Genomic DNA, 25315 nt, shown 5'->3' with positions numbered 1-25315 from the left:
GCTGTGCAAATCGCTCAGTACGCAAACACGGCATGAGACTGACAAGCGGTGTGTTGAACGTGAATGCCCAGATCGCTTAGCAAGGTGCCTGTTGCAGCATTCACTTCCACGAGCGACATCGCGTACCGCGTTTGATCCGCAGCCAGTTGAGTTTCGGCTCGAAGCAGTTCTTCCTGAGCGTCCAGCATGAACTCGATCTGGATCTTGTCTGCAACAAAAAGAGCCTGCGAAGATTCCAACCTCGTTCGCGACGCATCAACCTGAGCTAGTGAAGTTTCCATCGCCGCATAGGCCGATGCAACCGCAGCGTGAGCATCGCTGATCTGATGCTCAACGGTCCGCTGTTGTTCGGCCAAGACGGACTGTTCGCGATTGACCTGAAGCCCCGCATTCCGGACAGCCGCACGAGCTTGGCGTCGCCCCGCGGTGACTCCCATCTCGACACCAAATTCGAACTCTTGGTGATCAAGCGAAAAGAAGTCCTTGTAGGCGCTCGCGAAACGCTCGCCGCTGTCATCTCCCGTCAAATCATCGCCAAAACCTCTCAATCGATATCGCCCGATCAAATCGAGTTGGGGCAGCAAGAAATTCTTGGCTGCAATCAACCGCAACTGCTGCTGCTGGACCTTCATGGACTGTCGCGTCAGCTCGGTTCGACTTGCCATCGCTCGCGTAATCAATGCATCGTAGTCGAACTTCATCGGTGCACAGGGCACCGCGTCGACCGGGCGAAGCAATTCTCCATCGACAATCGGCAATCCAATCAAACGCCGCAGTTTGCGTTCGACGACGTAAAGTCCTTCTTGCGACCCATCACCACCGAGGGAAGTCTGCGTTTGGCGTTTGTAGCTGTAGTACTTCGCACGAGCTTGAGCCTCTTTGTTCGCTTCGCCACCAGTCACGCTTGCATCCGATTTCGCCAAAACGCTTTGCCAAGTCCGGCAGGCAAGTTCTTCGGCGACAAGAACGTTTTGATAGTTCTCGTATTGACGCTTCAAGTCCCAGTAGACCGAATACAAGTCGCGCACGAATGTCCGCAATGAGATTGCAAAATCGGCATCGGACATACGATTGTTCAGTCTCGCAATCAAGATTCCGTTTGAAAAATTGAAACCTGGTTGAGCGTTTGGCCCAGCGATCAGGTTGAACTCACGACCAGCACCCTGCAGGATTGGTTGCCGAACACCGAACTGATACTGATTTTCCCAATAACTTCGAAAACTGTTGCCAGACCGGTTGTTGTTGTCGTACGCATGAACGGTATCGAAATTGAACGCTGCACCGCTCAGACTTCGCTTTTGAAGGCCAGTGTTGAGCGAGGCAAAATCTTGAACCAGTTGCTGAACGTCACCGCCCAAGGTGGAATTGTTGAAGACACGATCGTTATTTTGGGATGACAAGCTTGCCGTCAAACGCGTATCAAACTCGGCAAGCGCGGCGGCCGGTCCATAGAATGGATCCGTCGCCGCAATGGCTGTGTCATAAACGGTTGTCGCCGCGGCGGGACTATCGAGAACTCGAATTCCAAGCGGTCGCAAGACAGGACTGTTCGCCAGCGCCAGCGACAACATTTGGCTTTCGGTCAGGTCATAAAACTGGTCGGGGACGACATTAGCATCGCGTGGCTGCGCCGACTCGGCGACAGGATCGGGCGAGTACGAAACCTCGCCGACCGCGACCGATTCATCCGCGACCAAGCCCAAGTGCGAGTCATGTTCCGATTCGTCATATTGAGTGACTCGCTGCTCGCTGACCGACACCAGCTGAAAAATCGATTCCGCCTGATCAAGCAACCGCTGTTGGGAATCAAGGATGGGCGATTCAACCAGCGTGTCCGGCTTCACACTCGAATCGGGTTTCGCAAAGCGACTTGCCGAACAGCCAACCGTGGAAACGACCGCGCAGGCAACGACACAAGCACGACGAAAGTTCGTTGATGCAGATACCGAAGCAGCAGGTTTCTTAGACGGTAACAACGGGATCCTTCCCTGACCGAGTGGAACTTGGATCGCAAACCGTGGGACCCAAACTTCGTTATCGGTTCATTAGCCGCAGCCAACCAACGCGACCACCGACACCGTTCCACGTCGTGCAATCGACACAACCATGGGATCTCCATTCCGCAAAGTCAACTCAATCGTCGAAACGTGACCTTTGCACGGATCAATTTCCTAATCGAAACGTCAAACTAGCCAGTAAAGGCCGTTCCCGCGGGAAAAAGCGTGCCGTTGGCAAGGCGAAATCACTTGGCCAAAGGCCGCATTGACCGAAAAACATTGTCGGCTTGAACGAGTCCGCCGACGTCTAACCCGGCGAGCTTTGACACGGTCAAGCATGTTATCGTGTTCGATTCCGCAAGGCTAGAAAAGTCAACTCGGCTGTCCCGATCCGAGCGATCGTCATAGAACGGTTGCCTGCGAGACGACCGCAGGACGTAAAATGACAATTTCCGATAGCCCCAAACGGTGATTTGATGCAGGCCCCCACTGCGGAACAACCCTTAACAAACCAGCGAATGATCGCCGCAGGGACCCGATATTCCTGGCGAGTTTCGGCGTCGGTGGCGTTGGGCGTCGCAACGGCAACAGCAGTGATCGTGGGTGCGTTGCTGGTCGGTGACTCGATGCGAGGCAGTCTTCGCAGTTTGACCATCGAGCGACTCGGACGAACTGAATCGATTGTCGCCCCGGGCACCTTCTTCCCGACCAAAAACCTGGTTGGCAAAAATGCATCGGCGTCAAAGCTGATCTACTTTCCGACCGGCGTGGTCGAGACACGTAACGAGCAAGGTGACATCCAGCGTGCCGGTGCCGTCCAGATCATCGGCATCGACGATGACTTTTGGAGCCTGGATTCTCAAGGACTGAAGCCGACAACGCTGCCTGACCAAACCGGCGTCGTCTTGAATGCCTCTGCGGCGACTGAGCTTGGCGTTTCGATTGGCGACCAAGTGACCCTGCGACTGCCCAGTGAACAGGCCGTGCCGGCCGACAGCCCGCTGGGCCGACGCGACAGTCGCAGCGAAGGTTTGCCGCGAATGAAAGTGCTGGACATCATCGCCGACCGAGGGCTCGGACGATTTGCAATTTCGCCAAGCCAAGCGGCACCTCTGAATGTCTACGTGTCTCGGTCCCTGATGGCCGAGACGCTCGACCGGACTGGTCAAGCAAACTTGATGCTGTTCGATTCGCTGATCGAAGCAAAGGACTTGAATATCGACTTGGGTTCACTCGGCCTTTCATTGACCGCGACAAAGCAAACCTTCGCCGACGAAGTGATCTTCGAATACCAGTCGCTGACGAGCGATCAGTTGATGTTGCCCGAAACAGTGGTCCAGCGAGTCACTCAAGCATTGCCCAGTCGCGTGGTCGTCCCGGTGATGACCTACTTGGCCAACGCGATTGAACGACTGGACGAATCGGGCAAGGTGATCAAGTCTGTCCCGTACAGCACGATCACAGCAATCGACCGAATTCAAGTCGACGCCCTGGACCCCGGTGCAACCGAGCGTATCGAATTGATCTACGACTTGCCCAACGGCGAAGTAAATTCAAACGTGGTGCCACTGGTGATCAACGACTGGACAGCCAAACAATTGGACGCTGCGGTTGGAACTCGATTGCGAGTCGCCTACTTCGAACCAGAAGTCGTCGACGGCAAAGAAGTCGAGCGATTCTTTGAAGCCATCGTCACTCAAGTGGTTCCGATCACCGAACCATCCAAACCGTACAACCGCCGACGCGCTGCCGAGTTTGACACGCCCCCGACGGTCTTCAACGATCCAGGTTTGACACCGATCGTTCCAGGCGTGACCGACCAAAACTCAATTAGCGACTGGGACTTGCCGTTTCCACTGGAACGTGAAATCTCAAAAGCCGACGACCAGTACTGGAACAACTATCGGCTGACGCCGAAAGCCTTTTTGCCACTGGAAGCTGGCCGTCGATTGTTTGGCAGCCGATTCGGCGACACAACCAGTTTGCGTATCGGGACCGATGGCAAAGACGACCCAAGCGAGTTGCGATCAATTGTCGTCGCAGCATTAAAACCAGCAAGCGACGAACTGGGCTGGTCCCCTCGGCCGATTCGAATGCAGCAGTTAGCCGCATCCAATGGAACGACTCCCTTCGACGGATTGTTCTTGGCACTTAGCTTCTTTGTGATTCTGTCGGCGGTGATGTTGATCGCGATGCTGTTTCGACTTGGGTTGGTTTCTCGAGCAAAACAGTTTGGCACTTTGATGGCGATCGGCTGGACGCCCTCGCGAGTTCGAAAACTAGCGATGGGCGAAGGAATGGTTGTCGCGTCCGTTGGGGTTGTGATCGGGATCGGTGGCGGCATTGCCTACGCGGTATTTGTGTTGTGGGCACTGCGTTCTTGGTGGGTTGGCGCGGTGACCGTTCCATTTCTGACTTTCCACTGGACGTTCAAGAGCCTTGCGATTGGCGCGGTTGCGGGATGGTTGGTTGCGATGGCGACACTGGCGATCACGATTCGCTGGATCTTAAAATTTGATGCTCAGACACTGATGTCGGGACGCGATTTAGATACGGCGTCACCGCCAAATGCGAAGGGTTCGCGGGGCAACTTGACGATCGTCGGAGTCGTGTTGTTGGTGATCGCGATCGGACTGGCGATCTTTGGTGCGGTCTCGGGTGGGCAAACCGCAGCCGGTGGATTTATCGGTGGCGGAATGATGTTGCTGATGGCATTCTTGGTATTGATGTACGGCCAACTGCGCCGGCCTCGACAGATTTCCAGTAGCGGCGGCGCCACGAAATACTCCCTGCTTCGGATGACGGGCCGCAGTGCGGCCCGTCATCCGATGCGCAGCACGATGACGATCGGCTTGATGGCGACCGCAGCGTTCTTGATCATCGCGATCGCTGCGTTTCAGTTGCAACCTACTCAGCAGGGAACTGGCGGGTTCACCTGGATCGCGCAAACAGCGCAGCCGATCTACCGTGACCTGAGCGACCAAACCGTTCAATCCGAACTGCTTGGCCCCGACGCAAAAGAGCTGGCCGACACGAAGGTCGTCGGCATGCGACTGCGGCTAGGCGAAGACGCTAGTTGCAACAACCTCTACCAAGCAACGCAGCCAACCGTGATTGGCGTCCCCGATGATTTCGACGCCGACTTTGCATGGATAGCCACAGACGAAGTCGACGGCGGTCAATCGCCTTGGCGGTTACTTGACGCGACAGCGCAGGGAACCGAAGCGGACCCGATTCCTGTGGTGATCGATCAGAACACAGCGATGTGGAGTCTGCAGATGATGGGCGGGGTTGGCGAGATTCGGTCGTTCGAATACGAAGCCGGGAAGCCCGTCTTTTTTCGCGTCGTTGGCTTGCTTTCCAATTCGATGCTGCAAGGTCGCCTGATCATTGGCGAAGCAAATTTCCAAACGACGTTTCAAAACATCAGCGGATACAGGCTCTACTTGATCGGCCCTAGGACTGATGCGTCGAAGGATTCAACAGGCGCGGTCGCCAGAGTACTTGAGAACCGACTCGGTGATGTCGGAATGGATGTATCGAATGCAGACAAAGTCCTGGCTGGAATGCTGGCGGTCCAGAACACTTACCTGCGGACTTTCCAAAGCCTGGGCGCACTGGGACTGCTGTTGGGAACAATCGGTTTAGCTGTCGCACAATTGCGCAGCGTCTTGGAACGGCGCAGCGAACTTGCCGTGATGCGGGCGATCGGATTTACCAGGCGCCGCTTGGCAACGATTGTGATGGGCGAAACGGCGATCCTGTTGCTTGCCGGGATCGGGTGCGGGGCCGCGTGCGCAGTGATCGCGGTGGTGCCGTATTCTTGGGTCAGCGGTGCCAGACCACCGATCACTGAATCAGTTGTCACGGTGATCGGAATCATCGTGTTTGGAATGCTGGCAGGCTTAGTGGCGGTGCGCCGGGTCAGCCGCATGCCGCTGCTTGAATCACTGCGGTCAGAGTGAAACCGACATGCAAATTTTGAACGATCTGGTGCGAGACATCACTTATCGAGTCGACGCGAAACAAACTCTCGCACCGGCCGATCATTTGGCAACGGACGAGACAATGCTGTTGATCGCTGATGAAGTTTCGAGCGTCTGCGACGACCACTCGGTCGTTGCCAGCACGGACCAATCCACCGACACGGAATCCATTCGCGTCTGGCAATTCGATCGCCCCACGGTTGTGCTGGGACGATCTTCGCGAGTCAACGACGAGGTCGACCGCGAATTTTGTCGCCAGAACGACATTCCGATTTTGCGTCGATGCAGCGGTGGTGCATCGGTGGTCGGTGGCCCGGGATGCCTGATGTACAGTGTTGTACTGAGTTTTAAAGAAGAACCGCAGTTACAAAAAATCGATGCCGCTCATGACCATGTCATGACGCGGGTATTGCGAGCCGCCCAGGTTCAGGTGCCAGACGCAAAGCTTCAAGGGATCTGCGATTTGACTTGGAACAATCGCAAATGTTCGGGCAACAGCTTGCGGATTTCAAAGCGACATTTGCTATATCACGGAACCATTCTCTTTGACGCAGACTTAGATTTGCTGGCCCGATGTTTGACGGGTGCGCCGCGGCAACCGGAATATCGTGACGGTCGAAATCACAGCGAATTTGTGACCAACGCACCGATTGATCCAGACACATTCGCCAGCGACTTAGCAGATCAATTCGGCGCGATTCAAACAATTGAAGCGACTGATTGGATTGAGCATGTCGATCGGCTTCGTCGAGAACGATATGATTTGGATTCATGGCACTTCCGACATTGATTATTCTATAAACAATTCCCGTCCCTCCTAAGCTCTGTTTTCTCCATGACTGATAGCAACGTTTCTCGCCAGGCACTGCAAGCAAGACTCGCCCCCTTTGGCCAAGACGGTGTGTTGCGGTTTTGGGACGAACTAGACTCCGCCGGCCAGAGCCAACTTGCTTCGCAGATCCAAGACCTTGATCTGGACCAGTTGGCAACATTGCTGGCCGGTGAAGACGTCAAGCAAGATTTTGCGGCGATGGCAGACCGGGCAATGTCGCCACCATCAGTCTTGGCGGATGGAACCGGAGCCGCTTGGTCGGTCGAAGAAGCCGTCAAACATGGCGAGGCTGCACTGGCTGCGGGCGAAGTCGGCGCAATCCTGGTTGCAGGCGGACAGGGAACTCGGTTGGGTTTCGATCAACCCAAGGGGATGTTTCCCGCGGGTCCGGTTTCGAACCGAACGCTTTTTCAAATTTTCGCTGATCGACTGATCGCGATTGGCAGACGTTACAACGTCGAAGTGCCTTGGTACGTGATGACCAGCGACGCGACGGACGCCGACACACGCATTTATTTCGAAAGCAACGGATATCTGGGACTGAACCCCGATCAAGTCCGGATCTTTAAACAGGGGACCATGCCGGCCGTCGACGCCGCCACCGGCAAGTTGCTGTTGGCATCGAAGGACTCACTGGCACTTAGCCCCGATGGTCACGGCGGAACCGTCCGTGCACTAGACAAAACGGGATGTCTGGATGATGCCGACGCTCGGGGCGTTAAGTACCTTGCCTACATTCAAGTCGACAATCCACTTGCCAACTTGTGCGACCCGGCCTTGATCGGGCATCACGTCATGGCGGCCAGCGAAATGACCACTCAAGTGGTCCGCAAACGCTTTGCAACCGAGAAAGTCGGCAACATTGTGTTGGTCGATGGAAAAGTAAATGTGATCGAATATAGCGATCTGCCTGAAACTTCGGCCAATGCCACTGCCCCTGACGGCAGCCTGAAACTGTGGGCCGGCAGCATCGGCATCCATGTGATTGACGTCGCCTTTTTACGACGAATGAGCCGATCGGCTGACGCGTTGCCTTTTCACCGAGCTTCGAAAAAGGTTGGCTTCGTGGACGAGTCAGGCCTGCCGGTTGAACCGACTGAGCCGAATGCGACGAAGTTCGAACGTTTCATTTTTGATTTGCTGCCTTCAGCCGAAAATGCTTTTGTGGTCGAAGCCTTGCCCAGCGAAGCATTTGCGCCGATCAAGAACGCCGAAGGAGCGCCCACGGACACCGCGTCCCTGGCTCGCAAGGCACTCTCGGATCTTCACAAAAGTTGGCTGGTCGCGGCTGGCGCCGAGGTCGCCGACGGTATTCAGGTCGAAATCAACCCTCGGTTTGCGCTATCGGCGGACGAACTTCGCGAAAAAATTCCTACAAGTTCAAAAATCGATTCCGACCACTACTTTGACGCCTGACTAGAATACGAAGGCCAATCCAAGCACCAACCCGCCATTGGGGCGTCTTGGCGGCCAGCGAAACCTTTGAGTGGTTCCCGGGGTTCAATAACACTGCACCACTGCTCGATGAAGGACGAGAGTCCGCCCGGGGTACGAATGTCTGTCGCGAATGACTGTATTTGCGACTGTGTTCGCCCTACCTACCTCCCCCCATCCCGCCCACGCCATCAGACGACTGCCAATGTCTATGAATCAATCCATGCGTACTCGACGGAGTTCCAGTCGCGGCGGCGGCATGCTAGGCGGACTTCTGGTTTGCTTGATCCTGGTCGGAATTATCGGCGCGGTCGGGTATCGGTTCTTCTTTGACCCCGATTCACGCGTCGACACTGAAAATCTGATCACCCAGGTGGTCTCGAAAGCATCGTTCGACCACATCGTGCTTGAACAGGGTGAAATCGAAAGCAGCAGCAACACCGAAGTGATCTGCGAAGTCAAATCTTCGGGTGGCAACGGCGGAACTTCAATTTTGTGGGTCATCGACGAAGGCACCAAAGTCAACAAGGGCGACAAACTGGTCGAGCTCGATTCGTCACAGTTGGAACTGCGTCTGAAAGAGCAGAAGATTCAGGTGATCACCGAAGAAGCACGCGTCACGACAGCCCAGGCCCAGCTTGAACAAGCCAAAATCGCCAAAGAAGAATATTTGCAGGGCGTCTTTAAAACCGAAGAAAGCGCGCTGCTAAGTGCTGAAGCCGTCGCCAACCAAAACCTGCTGAAGGCACAGTTGGCGATTGAAAGCAGCAAACGTCTGGTCGCCAAGGGTCTAGTCAAAGAACTGCAACTGCAGGCAGACCAATTTGCCGTCATCAACGCAACCAACCAATTGAAAGCCACCGAAGGCCAGCTGCGGGTGCTGCGAGACCTCACCAAAAAGAAGATGGTGGTCCAGTTCGACAGCGAAATCGAAGCCGCCGCGGCCACCCTATCCGCTGCGTCCAGCGAGTTGATGGAAGAGCAAAACGAGCTGGATGATATCGAAGTACAAATCGAAAAATGCGTCATGTACGCACCATCCGACGGAGTCGTTGTCCATGCCAACCGATTCAGCAGTCGTGGTGGCAACGCCGAATTTGTGGTCGAAGCCGGAGCGACGGTACGCGAACGGCAAGCCATCATTCGATTGCCCGACCCAACACGAATGCAAGTCAAATGCAATATCAACGAGTCGCGGATTACGTTGGTGCGAGGCGGCATGCCAGCAAAGATTTCAATCGATGCGATCCCCGGAATGAAGCTAACGGGAGTCGTCAAGAAAGTAAATCGTTACGCCGAGCCGGGCGGTTTCTTCAGTTCTTCGATCAAAGAGTACGCAACGATCATCGAAATTCGCGATCCGCCGGAAAACATCCGGACCGGTATGACCGCGGAAGTCCAGATCTTCGTTGAACAGCTCGAAGACGCTCTGCAAATTCCAATCCAGGGCTTGTACGAACACGGCGGTGAGATGTTCACACTGGTCAAGCGATCCAACATTTCGTTTGACACCGTCAAAGTCGAAATTGGCGCAACCAACGATACGATGGCGAGCATTGCTGAAGGGCTGAAGGAAAACGACGAAGTGGTCTTGAACCTACGGGAACACTTGACGTTGATGGAGTTGCCGGACGTCGAAGCGGAAGACAATAGCGAAATGCGAGCACTCGGCGCCGAGCAGAAACTATCCCCACCAGTCATTGTCGGTGACCCCGAACAAGGCGGCGCTGGTGAACGAGGCCCTCGAGGCGGCGGTGGACCAGATTCAGGTGGTCCAGGTGCAGGTGGGCTAGGCGGTGGACAAGGCGCAGGCGGACGGGGACCAGGCGGTGGTGGAGGACCACCAGACGCCAATGCGATGGTTTCCCGTACGATGGAACGTAGCGACACCGACGGTGACGGTAAACTGTCGGCTGAAGAAATCGGTTCGATTGATGAACGCTGGCGCAGCGGAACTTTGGCGGCTGACGAGGATGGCGACGGTGAAGTCACACGTGCGGAACTGTTGAAGTCGATGAAGGCTCGGTTCAGCAGCGGTGCAGGTGGCGGAGCTTCGCAGTGAGTGTGTCAAAGGTCCGCGGAACTGAAAATCGAAGCGATATACCGGCGCCATCCGCACCGGTACGGCTGGCGACTTCGATCCGTAATCTGACCAAGGAGTACGTGCTTAAGAGCGAAACCGTCCGCGCACTTCGTGGCGTTTCATTCGACGTACCCGAAGGCGACTACGTCGCGATCATGGGTCCGTCGGGGAGCGGAAAAAGTACACTGTTGAACCTGCTCGGCTGCTTAGATAAGCCCACCAGCGGGAGCTTGATGTTGGGCGACGACGACATCGCCTCGATGACGGACGACCAACTAGCCGATATTCGCAGCCAGCGAATCGGATTCGTGTTCCAGTCCTACAACCTCATCCAACAACTTTCGGTGCTTGAAAACATTCAAGTGCCTTTGTACTACCAAGGCCGGTTGGGACCGAAGGAAAGAGAACGTGCCGTCGCGCTTGCAACGGAGGTTGGCCTGAAAGACCGACTTGGCCACCGTCCATCGCAGCTCTCCGGGGGCCAACAGCAACGTGTCGCGATCGCTCGCTCGCTGATCAACGATCCGTTCTTTGTCTTAGCCGACGAAGCGACGGGCAACCTGGACTCAGTCACGACCGACGAAATCCTGGCGATTTTTGACCGACTAAACTCCGAAGGCCGAACCATCATCATGGTCACGCACGAAGACGATGTCGCCATGCGTGCCAAGCGAATCGTACGGCTCAAGGACGGTCTGCTGCATACCGACGAAGTTGTCACAGAACAAGAACGCAACGAAATGCGTGAGAAGCAAGCTGCCGCCGTGGCCGAGTTTCTGGCCCGCGAGTAACAAGCGATAAACAATTTTTGGAATCGAGCAAACATGCTGTGGCTTCGTACTTGGAAACTGGGAATCAAAAGTCTAGCGCTGCACCCGCTGCGCACCGGACTGACGATGCTTGGCATCATGATTGGCGTTTGGGCGGTGATCGTGTTGACCGCAATCAGCCAAGGTGCAAGCGACCAAGTTCAAAAGCAAATTGAGTCACTCGGATCGACCACCATTATTGTCCGCAGCCAGAAGCCGCCGGAAGACAAATTGGCGGGACAGTCGGCGACTCAGTATGGCCTCAAACGCAGCGACCTGGAAAAGATCTTGGTCAACGTTCCGACGATTGAAACGGCCATTCCAATCCGCGAGATCCGTCGCCAATTCACGTACCGAGATCGCATCATTGACGGTCGTCTGGTTGGCTGCACACCAACGTATTCGGACGTCAACCATCTGAAAATTCGCAACGGTGGCGGACGGTTCATTTCCGATGCTGACGAAATTAAAGCCGACACCGTGTGCGTCATTTCATCCGGTGTGGCCGATCGACTTTTCCCATTTGAAGAACCACTTGGGAAACGAGTTACGGTCCCCGAACATACTGACAAGTACAAAATCATTGGCGTGCTGCAGCACCGAAATGCATCGGCGGCAATCGGCGGGTCGTTGGACTCGCAAGATTTTTCAGCCGACGTTTACATCCCGATGAGCACGTTGCGCAAACGAATCGGGGACACAATCGTCACGCGTCGCAGTGGCCAGTTCCAGATGGAAATCATGGAACTGAATCAAATCACCTTGCAGGCCAAGAACCAAGATCAGGTCAAGAACTCGGCCGCAATGATCGAAGGCTTACTGGCCCAATCCCACGGTGACTTAAACGATGTGGCCGTAGTCGTACCGCTGGAACTGCTGGAACAAGCCCGCAACATGAAGCTGATGTTTTTGGGCATCGGAATTTTGATCGCCTGTATTTCGTTGGTCGTCGGCGGTATCGGGATCATGAACATCATGCTAGCCAGCGTGACCGAGCGAACTCGCGAGATCGGCATTCGTCGCGCGTTGGGGGCGAAGCAACACGATATCACTCGCCAGTTTTTGGTTGAAACCATCGTGCTTAGTTTCGCCGGTGCGATCCTCGGTATCGTGATCGGGTTGTTGAGTTTGCCGGCTTACCGCTTGGCGATCATTGGCGTCAAACGAGGCTTGCCAGAGAAGTTTGCGGCGTTGCCAGCCGCAATCCGCGAAGCCGAACCAGCGATCGTCTATTGGACGATCCCGTTGGCCGTCGCCATCGCCGTCGGTGTGGGATTGATCAGCGGTCTGTACCCGGCAATTCGAGCTGCCAAGATGAATCCCATCGAAGCCCTCCGTCACGAGTAATCATGGCGAACGGAACGTGGAAAGTTACCTGCGGTCAGTGATCACCCATCGGTGATGGTACGATCAGCGGGTCACGTCGATGGGATAGTTCAACACCCGGCTGCCGTCTTGTTCGACTGCTCGCAAAAGCATTCGCTTGCCGACCAATTCGCCGCCGTTCGGCCAGAAGATTTCACGGCGAGTTGTTTCGCCGGGTTCGATCGTGACGAAGCGACGCTGGTACTGTCGCCCCGGCGGCGGGAAAAGTAGACAGTCGTACGACTGAGTTCGATTCGAGCGATTGGTGATCTCAATTTGCACCCGAAGTTCGTTGCCGCGAAGCAATCGAGTCAAAATCTTGATATCCAATCCTTCGGGGCCGACGATGAGGCTGCGATGAACCGTGATCAGCTTGGGTGGTACGGTTTCCAATTCAAATTGAAGCGGTACATCGTAGGTGCCGATCTTCGCAACGTTACTGAGTACGACCTCAAAGGGCTCGCTAGTCGAGCGACCGCTAAGCATTTCCCAGTTGCGAATCGGAGTGGTAATCGCCCAAGACGGCGGCGTCAGAATTCGCACTGTGCCAACCATACTCTCGCGAGTTGGATTGGTGAATTTGACACGTAGCGGCTGAACCAGCCCTAACAAACTGTCGAGCTGGGTCGGTTGAAGCGCAACTGACATGCGAAATAACAGAAGCGATGGATCAGCGCCAACGATGAAGATAGGCACTGGGCCGATCGAAATATGCTGGCTCGGTTGCACAGGGTCTGGATGAACCGGCAGTTCGGTGACTCGCCCCCACACGTCGACCATTTGAACGTTGTCACCCAAGTAGATTTTTTCTTCCGTTGGTTCGGCCGACCACAACATCAAAACGGCACGATCACCGCCAACGAAGACCGTGTTCTGGGCCCCGCTTTGCAGTTGTAACGAACCCGTCTTTCGTAAATTGCCAATCAACCGCGATGTCGTTCGCCAAGGCAAAAGCAATTCATCGGGACGGCCACCCGGACGAAGCAAGCCGTTCTCTTCGCTATGGGGATCACTGACGAATGCTGCTTGTACACGGTGCCCGCGAACGGTGGCCATACGAAGCACAAGATCACGGATGCGAGAATCACGGTCATAGCGACTCTTTTCGATCGGATCGAGCAGCAACCAAGTTCGCGGCCCGCTGCCACGCGAATGTGATTCCTCTAATCCTAAAAACGCATCGAGTTCGTGCGCCGCGAGCGATGGATCACTGCTGCGACAGATCGCTTGCCACGACGTTTCGCTCTCGTCGAGTTCTTCCTCGAGCCAAGGCCATGAAATGGCAACGTCAATCGGTTGCCCAAAACCTTGCAGTCCGGTCGAGATCGCGTTGATTGAATCGCGCAGTCGTGGACGCCCCAAGAAACTGTGGTCACGGTCAGCACCTAGTTGCCAAGTGCGAACCTTCAATGTCAATCGCGTCATCAATGGTTCAAGCAGTGGTTGCCAGGTAGCGACGTCCCGAAACAACTGCGCTGCGACCAAATCACGACGACCACGCAAGTTGTACTTTGCAATTTGGGACTCGGGTGGCAAATCCAACATTCCGACTGTTTGCAAACCGTTGTCTTGAAAGCGAGTCAAAAGCGCAGCGGTCTCTTCGGCAGCGACCGTATCGGTTGGCGAGAACCAACACGGATACTTGACCCATGCCACGCCAAGACTAGACAACCATGGCCCTAATTCCCGAGCCGGCACCTGCGAAGATCCTCGCGGCAACGTCCAACCGAACGGGCCGTGCGGCGGGCCACCGACCAGATCATCGATCACGACGAATGTCACATCGGTCGACAACGTTGACGCTCGTTTTCCAACGATGGACGCAGCCACGCGATAGAAACCAACGTCCACGTGCGGAAGCTGCCAAGTGACGTCCGAATCAACGGAACGAGGCGCTGTTTCGGCGAGAACTCCTGCGGAATCCTTGCTCGCCGAGTCCTTACTGACAGGGTCGCCACGGTGATTGACTGACAGCAATTCGCTAGCCAGTTCCCGATTGTCATGGTCGAGCAGACGGAACTGGATTTGCGACGCACCCGCGGGCAGTCCCATGATCTTGGCGGTCGTCGTGATCGGCTGACCAACGCGGTAGACGCCGCGCGTCTGATCCGTGACGACCTGCAGTTGCGGATACTGTTCGATCCGCAGATTGTCAAAACCAATTGTACCTCGGATGTCTTCCAAACCGTCTTCGCTGCGTTGAACCATGATACGAATCATCATCGATTTGGCGCCGACCGGGGGACGAACTAATTCGACTTGGCAGGATGTCCAATCCGACGTGCCCCCGCGCGGAACGGTTGAATGCCGAGCGAGTTCCTGGTTGCTTTCATCCAAGAAAACCAGTTCCGCTCGTGCCGTATCGTGCCGCAACCCCTTGGTCATGATGTCAGCTGAAAACCGATACTGGTACATACGACTCGCTTCGATCGAAGGCGATTGGGCGGTGAACTGGCCACCGTCTAGCTCGATCCTGACAAAGCGATCGACCGTCATGTCGGCTATCGACGGTGGCAATGCCGGCAGACTAGGAAATTGTGATCGCAGTTTCAGCCACGGGCGCAGTGTTGACGAGTCGATCTTCAACATGTTGCGTTCGAAGTCTGGATCGCGAGCGACGATCTGGTACTGAACGTAACTGGGATACGAGTCGCCGGTGGCACGCTTCCAGCCATCGGGTTCACCATCGAAACCCTGGTCATCTTTTCGACTAAAATCCCATACGAAACTCTTTAGTTCAGTAATCGCGACTGCGGCGGATTCGTTGGAGTCATCATCAGCGACACTGAAACAAACCCCTAGCAACGCAAACAACAATGACAGGCTGGCAACCCGGAACGCGCCGTTGAAAACCAGCCGCCGCCCATTACCATGCAATCCCGCACCACGAAAATCGGCACAGCGCAATCCGGAACGGCGCAAATGCGAGCCTAAGCCGGATGCGACCATGTAGGAGATTCGTTGAGCGACACGTAAGATGTCAGCGATGCCGGTACCGATCATGGGACGAGAGTCACCCATTGGTGGTGATGCGATGACAAAAATGAAAAAACGAATGATTTCAAGCGACAAAGTGGCAAAATGGCCGAACTGAATGTGGCGATCCGAACCGATTCGATGCGGCTGCCGCTACGTCAATCGCTCGAACAGGCGTCTCAATTAGGGGTCCGAGCGATCGAATTAGACGCGCGCAGCGGGATCCACCCTTCTCAATTGTCGGACACCGGGCTCCGTCAGTTGCGTAAAACGCTGGAGGACCTCAACTTGAAGGTATCTTCATTGCGTTTTCCGACCCAAAGGGGCTTTGATAGCCTCGAAAATCTTGACCGACGCATCGATGCCACCAAGTCGGCGATGTTGCTAGCATATAAGCTGGGTGCACCCGTTCTGGTCAACGCGATCGGGATGGTGCCCGAATCGGAAGACGATCCGCGGTACACGACACTGCGCGAAGTGATGGACGATCTGGGCCGACATGGGGCTCGCGTCGGAGCATTCTTTGCTGCCGAAACCGGAACCGAATCCGGCGAAACACTGTCCAAATTGCTCGACACGTGTGTCGACGGTTACGTGGCGGTCGCGCTGAACCCGGGCCAGTTGATCGTCAATCGTTTTTCGGTTCCCGACGCAGTCAAGGCATTGCGTGAACGAGTCCAATTGGTTTGTGCAGTCGATGGAGTGATCGACTTGGCAGCCGGTCGTGGGATCTCAGTTCCACTGGGACAAGGGATCGCGGACTTTCCCAACCTGATCGGCTTGCTAGAAGAAAACCGTTATCGTGGTCGCTACGTGGTTGGCCGAGCCGATTCAACCATCGGCGAACTTCGTCAAAGCGTCGAGTACCTCAAGAACCTGTGAGTCACAACATGCGAATCGGTGTCCCCAAGGAAACATGGCCGGGCGAACGCAGGACCGCCATGGTCCCCGCAAACGCGAAGAAACTAATAAGCCAAGGATTCCTTGTTAGCATTGAATCCGGTGCTGGCGTCGAATCGGGTTTCGACGATCCATCCTATACCGAAGCTGGCGCGACCATCGTTGCCGATCGACATGACCTTCTGAGTCATTCAGACCTCGTGCTGCGAGTTCGGAAACCGGCGACCGACGAAATCGCCTCGCTTAAAGACGGTGCCGTCCACGTCAGTTTTCTTGATCCGTACAACGAGCCCGACTTGATCACGGCGATGTCCAACCAAGGCGTCACTGCGGTATCGATGGAGATGATTCCGCGATCAACGATTGCTCAGAAGATGGATGCGCTTTCGTCGCAAGCCAACTTGGCCGGGTACGTGACAGTGATCCAAGCCGCGTACCATTGCCCCAAAGTTTTTCCGATGATGATGACACCATCGGGAACCATTCGACCGGCGCGAGTCTTCATCATTGGCGCCGGTGTGGCCGGTCTACAAGCGATCGCAACCGCCAAACGTTTGGGGGCGCGAGTCGAAGCGTTCGACACTCGGCCCGTCGTGGCTGAACAAGTTCGATCGCTTGGTGCAAAGTTCGTCGAAATTGATTTGGGCGAAGTCGGGCAAACCGAGCAGGGCTACGCCAAAGCCCTAACACCCGAACAAGTCGAACTGCAACGCGAAGGGCAAAAAGCAATCATTGCGGCATCCGACGTCGTCATCACCACTGCACAATTGTTCGGCCGCCCCGCGCCCCGTATCATCACGGCCGACATGATCCAGGCGATGCAACCAGGCAGCGTGATCGTCGACATGGCTGTCGAAACCGGTGGCAATGTCGAAGGATCGGTGCTAGACCAAATTGTCGACATCGGCGGCGTTAAAATCATTGGCATTGGAAACTTGCCTTCCGAGGTCAGCCGCAACGCTAGCGAAATGTACTCGAATAACCTGGTCAATTTCATCGAAGAATTCTGGAACGCTGAAACCAAAGTTCTGTCGCTTGATCCGGAAAACGAAATCATCCGGGCCGCCGTGATCACTCGCGATCGCAACATCGTCAACGAATCCGTCAAAGCGAAAATGGAGTCCTAAAACATGGACATGGTGTATCTCGGCTTCATCTTGATGTTGTCGGTTTTTTTGGGTTTCGAATTGATATCCAAAGTACCGTCCACGTTGCACACGCCGCTGATGTCAGGGGCCAATGCGATCTCGGGCATCACAATTGTCGGCGCCATTCTGGCGGCCGGTGCTGACCTTGGGCCGTGGGCAACTTGGCTGGGTGCGATTGCGGTTTTCTTTGCGATGGTAAACGTGGTCGGTGGCTACATGGTGACCGACCGAATGCTGTCGATGTTCAAGAAAAAAGACAATTCGCCAAAGGAGAAATCATGAATCCTGAAATCATCGGCGGCGTCTACATCGTCACTGCGGCGATGTTCATTTACGGACTCAAGCGTCTCGGATCGCCCGCCACGGCGGTCGGTGGCAACTTGATCTCGTCGATCGCGATGTTGATCGCCGTGATCGTGACCATGCTGTCGCTGGAAATCGTCGACTACCGCTGGATCGCCGTGGCGATGGTACTTGGTTCGATCATTGGTGCGGTTACGGCCCGCCGAGTTGAAATGACAGGCATGCCCGAAATGGTTGCCCTGTTTAACGGATCGGGCGGCATCGCGTCACTGCTAGTGGGATGGGCAGCACTCTATTCACCAGGTGGCGGGTTTGGCGGATTATCAGCATTCACGATGGTGACCATCGTGTTGTCGATCCTAATTGGCGGAGTCACCTTCACGGGCAGTCTGGTCGCATGGGCGAAACTGTCCGAACGACTTGGCAGTGGCGCCGGTGCATTCGCTGGTCAACAGTTTGTCAGTTTGTTGGTATTGGCTGCTTTGGTCGTTTGCAGTGTGGTCATGGTCATCCTGCCTGGCTGGACCGGGCCGATGGTCAGTGCGGTGATCCTGCTGTCATTGGTGCTGGGTGTGCTAGCGGTGATCCCGATCGGTGGCGCCGATATGCCCGTGGTGATTTCACTGCTGAACAGTTACTCGGGCTTGGCGGCGTGCGCGGCAGGTTTCGCGATCAACAACACGATCCTAATCGTCGCGGGCGCCCTGGTCGGTGCCGCGGGAATCATTTTGACGAACATCATGTGCCGAGCCATGAACCGCTCGCTTTCGCACGTGCTGTTCTCGGGATTCACAGCCACCGGCGCGGCCACCAAAGTCGAAGGCGAAGTGAAACCGATCACCGCCGACGACGCTTTCTTGATTTTGGAAGCCGCTTCGTCGGTCGTGATGGTTCCGGGCTACGGAATGGCGGTCGCCCAAGCACAACACGTCGTTCGTGAACTTGGCGAACTATTGGAAGCCAACGGTGCCGAGGTCTCGTACGCGATTCACCCGGTCGCCGGCCGAATGCCCGGTCATATGAACGTGCTGCTTGCCGAAGCCAACGTACCGTACGATCAATTGGTCGAAATGGAAGACATCAACCGACGGATCGAAAACGTTGACGTCGCGATTGTCATCGGCGCCAACGACGTCGTTAACCCGGCCGCTCGCGAAGATGAAAACAGCCCGATCTACGGCATGCCGATCATCAATGTGGATTACGCGCGGACGGTCTTTGTCTTGAAACGATCAATGGCGTCCGGATTTTCCGGCGTCGACAACCCGCTGTTCTTTGGCCAAAACACGCGAATGCTATTCGGTGACGCCAAAGCGTCGCTGGCCAGCGTGATCGCCGAATTCAAGTCTTAGCAAACCCGAACAATCTGCCTAGATTTTTTGCTTACTCCACAGCGACAACATCTCAATCAGGTGCTCGACGGCTTCTGCCATTTCATCCAGACATGCAAACTCGGTCACGGCGTGAATGTTGTGTTGACCGCTCGACAGATTTGGCGTTGGCAAACCTTTTTCGGTCAGTTGGCTGCCGTCGGTGCCTCCGCGAATGATCATTCGCGAGGGTGTCCGCCCCAGTCGCACGAACGCCTCTTCGGCAAATGACACCGACTCGGGAAGTTCTTCGAGCCCTTCACGCAGGTTCCGGTACTGACGACGAACAGACACTTCGACTTTCATCCCCGGTGTTTGGTCGGCGATCTTGTTCGCGAGCGTTTCAATTTGCTGCGTGTACCGTTTCAAGTCTTCGCTGTCGAATGATCGCAAAATCATTTCAACACTTGCTTCACCCACACCACCGCCGATCGAATGCGCGTGAATGAATCCTTCGCGATCTTCGGTTGTTTCAGGCGTGCAAGTTTCGCGTGGTAGCGCGGCAACAAAATCACAGGCTGCCCGTATCGCGTTGACCATTCGTCCCTTACCGATCGATGGGTGAATGTTATGCCCTATGAAACGCACGGTGGCCGCGTCGGCTGAAAACGTTTCAACATCGATCATCGACGAACCGCCACCATCGATCGTGTAGGCGACCATGGCATCCACTTGCCGAAGATCGATTTTGTCGGTTCCCCGTCCGATCTCTTCGTCACAGGTGAACAGCAACCGCACGGGTCCATGCAGCAAATGCGGATTCTCGATCAATGTTTGCGCTAGCTCCATGATGATGGCGACACCTGCTTTGTCATCGCCGCCAAGCAATGTCGATCCATCGGTGGTGACCAACGTTTTGCCAATCAGCTCTAGAAGCGATGGCGACGAGGCAACCGAGATTTGGCCTCCAGCAGGCAAAGGAATGTCACCTCCTGCATACGCGTCGATGACCTGTGGCTTGACGCCTGCGCCGGGCGATTCGGGCGAAGTATCCAAGTGAGCGACCAGTGCCACGGTAGGACTGTTTCCACCATCACTTGCTGGCACGGTCCCCCACACTAGCGCATGGTCGTCTTGAACCGCATCGGTAATCGACATGGCAGCTAATTCTTTGCAAAGTTGCGATCCCAGTAAACGCTGGCCGGGCGAACTTGGATATTGGTCTGTGTCTGGATTTGCGGTCGTGTCAATTTGCACATAACGCAGAAAACGCTCCAACAAGCGGTCGCGATTGACGAGCGTGACAGAACGCTCGTGAGTTTTTTTTTCAGCGGTCATGGCAGATTTTGGGCAAACTTGGGGTGAGGACGTTCGATCAATGTCAAGGAATAGGTACATTGTTTCATAGAACGAAGTTCGTAGGCACCCACCCGCCGCAATCAAGCAACCCAAAAGCAACTGCCGATGGCCGATCAAGTTTCCTATCTGGTCTTCGATGTTGAAAGTGTTGCCGATGGCGAACTCGTCTCGAAGGTTCGTTATCCGGGCCAAAATTACACGCCGATGGAGGCGATCGAGACGTATCAAGATGAGCTTATGGAAACCAAGGGAACGACCTTCATTCCCCATACGTTCCAGGTGCCGGTCGCGGTAGTCGTCGCCAAAGTCGCCATGGATTTTCGGCTGGTGGATTTAGTTTCACTGGATGAACCCGAGTTCAGACCGCACGTCATTACTCAGCATTTCTGGCGAGGCTGGGAAGCCTACAAGTATCCGACTTGGGTAACATTCAATGGTCGATCGTTCGACGTACCGTTGATGGAACTTGCGGCGTACCGTTTTGGCGTATCGCTGCCAAAGTGGTTCCGCGGCGAAGGCTACAAGTCGCCACGCAATCGATTCAATACGACCGCCCACTTGGACCTGCAGGACGTACTGACAAATTTTGGAGCCGCACGTTGCAACGGAGGACTGAATTTGATTTCGCAAATGCTTGGCAAACCCGGCAAGGTCGATCTGACGGGCGAACAAGTGCAACAACAATACAACGATGGAAAAAAGAAGGCGATCAGTGACTACTGCCGCTGCGATGTGCTTGACACATACTTCGTCTTTTTGCGAACCCGAGTTCTGACGGGGCACATCACGCTAGACCAAGAGATCGAGTTGGTCGCCGAGGGAAAGAAGTGGATTGAAGAACGCGCCGACGATTGCGAGGCCTATCAGGTCTACCTCTCGCACTGGAGCGAGTGGAAGAATCCTTGGATTGTGGAAGAAACCGACGCTGAGACGGAGGCGACTGCGGATGTACAGGATGTGAATGAAGCCGGCGGCACCGTTGACGCCGAGGACCAAGCCTAGATCTTGCTCGATCCGGCCTGCGCAAGCGGTTTTAATCAAGCCTGTGCAAGCGGTGCACGGACGGTTGCTTGCCCCCCGCATCTTTCCCATTCTGCCGGTTCTCTCTTTACATAAGAGATCCGCGGTAGGTACGGTCGCGATCATATCCCAGCCGCCTCGGCAGTCATACTGTCAATTTTGCGGCAAGCGGACTTGGATCACATCTGCCCTTGGAACTACGGACTGGACTCTGATGGCTGGACAAGGAAGTCTTCGCCACTCGTCGTCGATGCCGCACCGCGTAACGGTGGCGGCTCAGGCTCTCGTTGTTTTTCACCTTATTGTCGGCTTAATTCTTGGCTCGAGTCACAGCTTTGCACAGGCTCCGCTAATCGAGACCACCTCGCACGATGATATCATCGACATTGAATTGCGATGGCAGTGGAAATCACCCAATCCAATTCACTGGGACTTGGAAGCCACCGCCGTCGATTCAGCCAATGGAAAAATTCTGAGTGTTCGCCCCGACTCGCAATTAACGCGACTGTCAGGCGAATTGACTCGATCGTCCGACCAAACCAGTGTGCGTTTAGAACCGTATCAACCGATGACAGCCGGTGCGATCCTGTTTCGATTGAGATGTTCGGAAAACGGAATCCTGCGGTTACGAAGCCGCAACCCCGAGAATCGATCGTCGGACCAAAACCACGATGAAGTTCTCGAAATCGCAGTCAAGAAACTAACCACCGGCGCGGCGTTTGAGTCACCCAACAAAGATTCCAGTTCACCCACTTGGACGATCCAGCGACTTGAAACGGACTCCGTTCGAATTCGCGTCGGCGAAAAACACTCCATCTGCGTCCCCGATCAGCCCATCGATTTGTCGGTTCGCATCAACTCAATTCCAGGCCGCGCTTCGTCCACGGTATTGATGAAGTACGGTTTCTACGAAGTGTCTCGCGGACAAACGATTCACTCGGGCCAAAAACCCGTCACGCTAGATGCCAATGGTAACTCACCAACGATTACGATCGACGACAACGTGCTTCATGATGAAGGTGTCTACGAGTTTCGATGCGAGATCGAGACCGATCAGGACAAACTGTGGTCGCGACTACGCCGCCGGGAACCCGTGATCGCGTCCAACCGCACCACGCTGGTTGTGATGTCGTCGAGAGTCGCCCCCGATTTGGAAAGCGAATCGAATTGGAACACGGTCAACGTAATCCGCCCGTCCGAAACGACTTGGTCAGTTGATCAATGGCTACCGAAACAAGCGACGCGGTTGATTCCTGGTGTCAGCGGCGTTTCGGGAGACTTGGCGACCAGCAAGCATGCAAATGAGTCCATTTCGGTACTCAACCCGCAACACGTTTTCCAAGCGTCGCTGCCGGTCATGGTCTCACATTTGCCGCACAAGGTCACGCTGCGTTACCCCAACGATCTGGATGGATTGCTGCAAGTTGATGTCGCAGCAGGTGAAAACCGAAGCGGTTGCCCGGTATCGTTCATTATTGGCCCAGACGATCGTGCTTTGATTGAACCTGACAAATCCAACGAACAAAGTGGGAATGGGCGTTGGAAAACCCACACGTTCATCTACTACCCCAGCGGGAACGATCAAATTTGGCTGACTAACCTCAGCAACAATAAGCCCGTCCGATTCGAGTCGATCCGCATTGATGCAGGCCCCAAACGATTGGTGCAAGCAAAATCCGACGCTGACAAACAACGCGATGTCGTGCTTCGGCTAGGCGACCTAGATTGGGTCGAGGCTCTCTCGGGCGACATTCACCTCTATGACGCGATTACGTCATGCAGCCCACAAACGCGAGCGATCTACCGGACCTGGATCGCGACTGAACGCTTGGCAGACTATGCCAGCATTCATAACATCAACACCATCTTGATCCCCGCATGCAACGCGAATCGATCGTGGTTCGACAGTGGCGATCTTTTAGTCCCCGCGTGGAATGATGGTGCGGACATCAACCGACTAGCGACCTTCTTTCAAGTGTTGACCAAACAACGCAAGCACGCGATGGTCAGCATCGATCCGGCCTTCTTCAACCCACGGTCTTCGAACCCAACCGCACTTCTGTCGCGAGAAAGCAGTGCGATTGCGCATCATCTACTAGCAGTATGCCTGCCCGCCCCATCATTTTCGGGACTTGTCATTGATGCAGCAACTCCACAGAGTGAACAACCAATTGCATCGGAGCAGATTTCTGATCTGATCGCGGCGGCTCAAGATCAATCGTCTACAAAACTCAAGGTATTCGTTCAAGCCCCGGCCCATCAACCGCACAGTCGCGTTGCCACCGGTGACCAAAAATCCGTACCTGACACAGCCCAGGATGCCATAGCGATCCAGTCGTTTGTGCACCAAATCCGCGAAGGACTGTCGATGCAGTCGATGCTTGCTCAACGGCTTTCATCGGTCCGACAGTCAACGCCTGAACATATAATTTCCGCAGCGATCGGCCAGACCGATGCCCCCGATTCGCCGGTTCATTTATGCAGCCATCTTGATCTCGACGCTGCTCGAATCATCGATCAAATGGCCCCTCCATGCCTATTCGTCGACCTACCGCTAACAGCTGCCGCCATCGTTCCGCGACTTGCCCAAGTCCTTGACGCTTTTGCATTGACGCCGACCAATGGTCCGCTAAACATCGAACCGATCGATCAAGCATCACAATCCGTGCATGTCCATTTGGCGACAAACGACCAATACACTTTTGCTTCGATTTCTAGCATGGCGCCGTGGAAATCACTGGTCACATTCCAATCTCCGACCGGCGCTAGGTGGGAAGTCATTAGCGGCGAAGCTAGCCTCCGCAACGCCCCACTGTCGACGATTAATCAAACGGATACGTCAACGGCATCGCCATCACCTAGTCAGTTGTCCGGAATCGGTCAGCAACTTACCTTGGAACCCGGCAGCGTTTCGTTGCTGCGTTGTCGAGGGTCGGCTAAAAATTTTGGCAGTTGGAATGCGGTCGCAAGCGGTGGATCCGCGACCACAGACAAGATTAAAGAACAGGTCACTTCGGTTGTGCAGCGGATCGGTATGCTGAGCACGCCGCCAGCCTACGACGGTCTAGCCAACGGCGGCTTTGAACAAACCGGCGGCATGGGATTGATCGGATGGCTACACGCCCAGCATCCACCTCAGTGTGTTCGAGTCGAAAGAGGAGAGTGTTTCGAAGGAAGCCAATCCGTTTTACTGACTACCGACGCAGCTGTTTCCACGCGAACGTGGCTCGTCAGCGAAACAGTGACGCCGCCGCAAAGCGGGCAACTGGCGGTCTCGATGGCCTGCCGGGGCGAATTGAAACGCGATGGTGACGTACATCATTTACGAGTTTCAATCGAAGCGACTCAAAGCGGAGCACCGATTCGGCAGAGTGCCGACGTCAGTGTTCCCTGCAACGGAAAATGGGAATCACGAGGAATCGTGTTGGAAGCCCTTTCGATTGACGTAGAAAAAACGGAGTCGTTGCGTTTGACGATCGACAGTCTCTCGGGTGGTAGAGTATGGATTGATGACGTTCGACTTCATGATCGATTTCCGACATCGAAAGAACGCGTCCAAATCCAAAGTCAAGCATTTTTGGCGGTGCAAGGATTGCAGCGAGGAAATTTGACGCCATCCGCACGCTTACTGCAAAATCATTGGGCACAGTTCTTGTTAGCCGAGCCGACGACCGAAATTGCGGCGTCGGATAAGTCCGCCGCTGAACAAGAAAGTGTGCCTGGGGTTGCTGACCGAGTACGAAGTTGGCTACCGCGACCGCTTAGGTTCTAGATTCTAATCCTCCCTTTGCTT

The 25315-nt window shown here is 55.1% G+C and carries 15 protein-coding genes; 12 read left to right on the top strand and 3 right to left on the bottom strand.

What is annotated here, in order from left to right; genetic code table 11:
- Positions 1–14 precede the first annotated feature (14 nt).
- Positions 15–1976: a TolC family protein gene (locus tag Poly59_RS04695; protein ID WP_246151380.1), complete on the bottom strand. Its 1962-nt coding sequence runs from the start codon at positions 1974–1976 to the stop codon at positions 15–17.
- Between the two features lie 497 nt (positions 1977–2473).
- Here Poly59_RS04695 and Poly59_RS04690 point away from each other — a divergent pair, with 497 nt between their 5' ends.
- From Poly59_RS04690 to Poly59_RS04665, 6 genes are all read left to right on the top strand, one after another.
- Positions 2474–5962 carry an ABC transporter permease gene (locus tag Poly59_RS04690; protein WP_146532856.1) on the top strand — a complete coding sequence of 1163 codons (3489 nt, stop codon included), beginning with the start codon at positions 2474–2476 and terminating at the stop codon, positions 5960–5962.
- A 7-nt stretch (positions 5963–5969) separates the two neighbouring features.
- Positions 5970–6773 (top strand): lipoate--protein ligase family protein, encoded by an 804-nt coding sequence (locus Poly59_RS04685; protein ID WP_146532855.1) that lies wholly within the window; start codon positions 5970–5972, stop codon positions 6771–6773.
- A 45-nt stretch (positions 6774–6818) separates the two neighbouring features.
- On the top strand, positions 6819–8231 hold the full coding sequence (locus Poly59_RS04680; protein ID WP_146532854.1) for a UTP--glucose-1-phosphate uridylyltransferase: 1413 nt from the start codon (positions 6819–6821) through the stop codon (positions 8229–8231).
- A 241-nt stretch (positions 8232–8472) separates the two neighbouring features.
- Complete coding sequence (locus Poly59_RS04675; RefSeq protein ID WP_246151379.1) at positions 8473–10311, top strand: HlyD family efflux transporter periplasmic adaptor subunit; 1839 nt, start codon at positions 8473–8475, stop codon at positions 10309–10311.
- Positions 10312–10349: 38 nt separating this feature from the next.
- Positions 10350–11123, top strand: a complete 774-nt coding sequence (locus Poly59_RS04670; RefSeq protein WP_186776053.1) for an ABC transporter ATP-binding protein — start codon at positions 10350–10352, stop codon at positions 11121–11123.
- Positions 11124–11156: 33 nt separating this feature from the next.
- Positions 11157–12488, top strand: a complete 1332-nt coding sequence (locus tag Poly59_RS04665) for an ABC transporter permease (protein ID WP_146532851.1) — start codon at positions 11157–11159, stop codon at positions 12486–12488.
- 63 nt (positions 12489–12551) lie between these two features.
- Here Poly59_RS04665 and Poly59_RS04660 read toward each other — a convergent pair whose 3' ends face one another.
- Positions 12552–15527: a hypothetical protein gene (locus tag Poly59_RS04660; RefSeq protein WP_146532850.1), complete on the bottom strand. Its 2976-nt coding sequence runs from the start codon at positions 15525–15527 to the stop codon at positions 12552–12554.
- 60 nt (positions 15528–15587) lie between these two features.
- Here Poly59_RS04660 and Poly59_RS04655 point away from each other — a divergent pair, with 60 nt between their 5' ends.
- From Poly59_RS04655 to Poly59_RS04640, 4 genes are read left to right on the top strand one after another with little or no spacing between them, the layout of a single operon-like run.
- Entirely contained in the window at positions 15588–16364 is a 777-nt protein-coding gene (locus tag Poly59_RS04655) for a sugar phosphate isomerase/epimerase family protein (RefSeq protein ID WP_146532849.1), read from the top strand.
- 8 nt (positions 16365–16372) lie between these two features.
- Positions 16373–17509, top strand: a complete 1137-nt coding sequence (locus Poly59_RS04650; protein WP_146532848.1) for a Re/Si-specific NAD(P)(+) transhydrogenase subunit alpha — start codon at positions 16373–16375, stop codon at positions 17507–17509.
- A gap of 3 nt (positions 17510–17512) precedes the next feature.
- Entirely contained in the window at positions 17513–17812 is a 300-nt protein-coding gene (locus Poly59_RS04645; protein WP_146532847.1) for an NAD(P) transhydrogenase subunit alpha, read from the top strand.
- Entirely contained in the window at positions 17809–19185 is a 1377-nt protein-coding gene (locus Poly59_RS04640; protein ID WP_146532846.1) for an NAD(P)(+) transhydrogenase (Re/Si-specific) subunit beta, read from the top strand. The genes Poly59_RS04645 and Poly59_RS04640 overlap by 4 nt, the downstream gene beginning before the upstream one ends.
- Before the next feature lie 18 nt (positions 19186–19203).
- On the opposite strand, the gene pepT is transcribed toward Poly59_RS04640, so the two are convergent.
- Positions 19204–20481 (bottom strand): peptidase T, encoded by a 1278-nt coding sequence (gene pepT, locus Poly59_RS04635; protein ID WP_146532845.1) that lies wholly within the window; start codon positions 20479–20481, stop codon positions 19204–19206.
- Between the two features lie 126 nt (positions 20482–20607).
- Here pepT and Poly59_RS04630 point away from each other — a divergent pair, with 126 nt between their 5' ends.
- The gene (locus Poly59_RS04630; RefSeq protein WP_146532844.1) at positions 20608–21504 is read left to right on the top strand and encodes a ribonuclease H-like domain-containing protein; all 897 of its coding nucleotides are present in this window, start codon (positions 20608–20610) and stop codon (positions 21502–21504) included.
- 232 nt (positions 21505–21736) lie between these two features.
- Positions 21737–25294 carry a hypothetical protein gene (locus Poly59_RS04625; RefSeq protein WP_146532843.1) on the top strand — a complete coding sequence of 1186 codons (3558 nt, stop codon included), beginning with the start codon at positions 21737–21739 and terminating at the stop codon, positions 25292–25294.
- The last annotated feature ends 21 nt before the right edge of the window (positions 25295–25315 follow it).

It is taken from the genome of Rubripirellula reticaptiva (assembly GCF_007860175.1).
Classification (GTDB): domain Bacteria; phylum Planctomycetota; class Planctomycetia; order Pirellulales; family Pirellulaceae; genus Rubripirellula; species Rubripirellula reticaptiva.
Note: the sequence above shows the minus strand (reverse complement) of the source record. Positions and strands in the feature narration are given on the sequence as shown.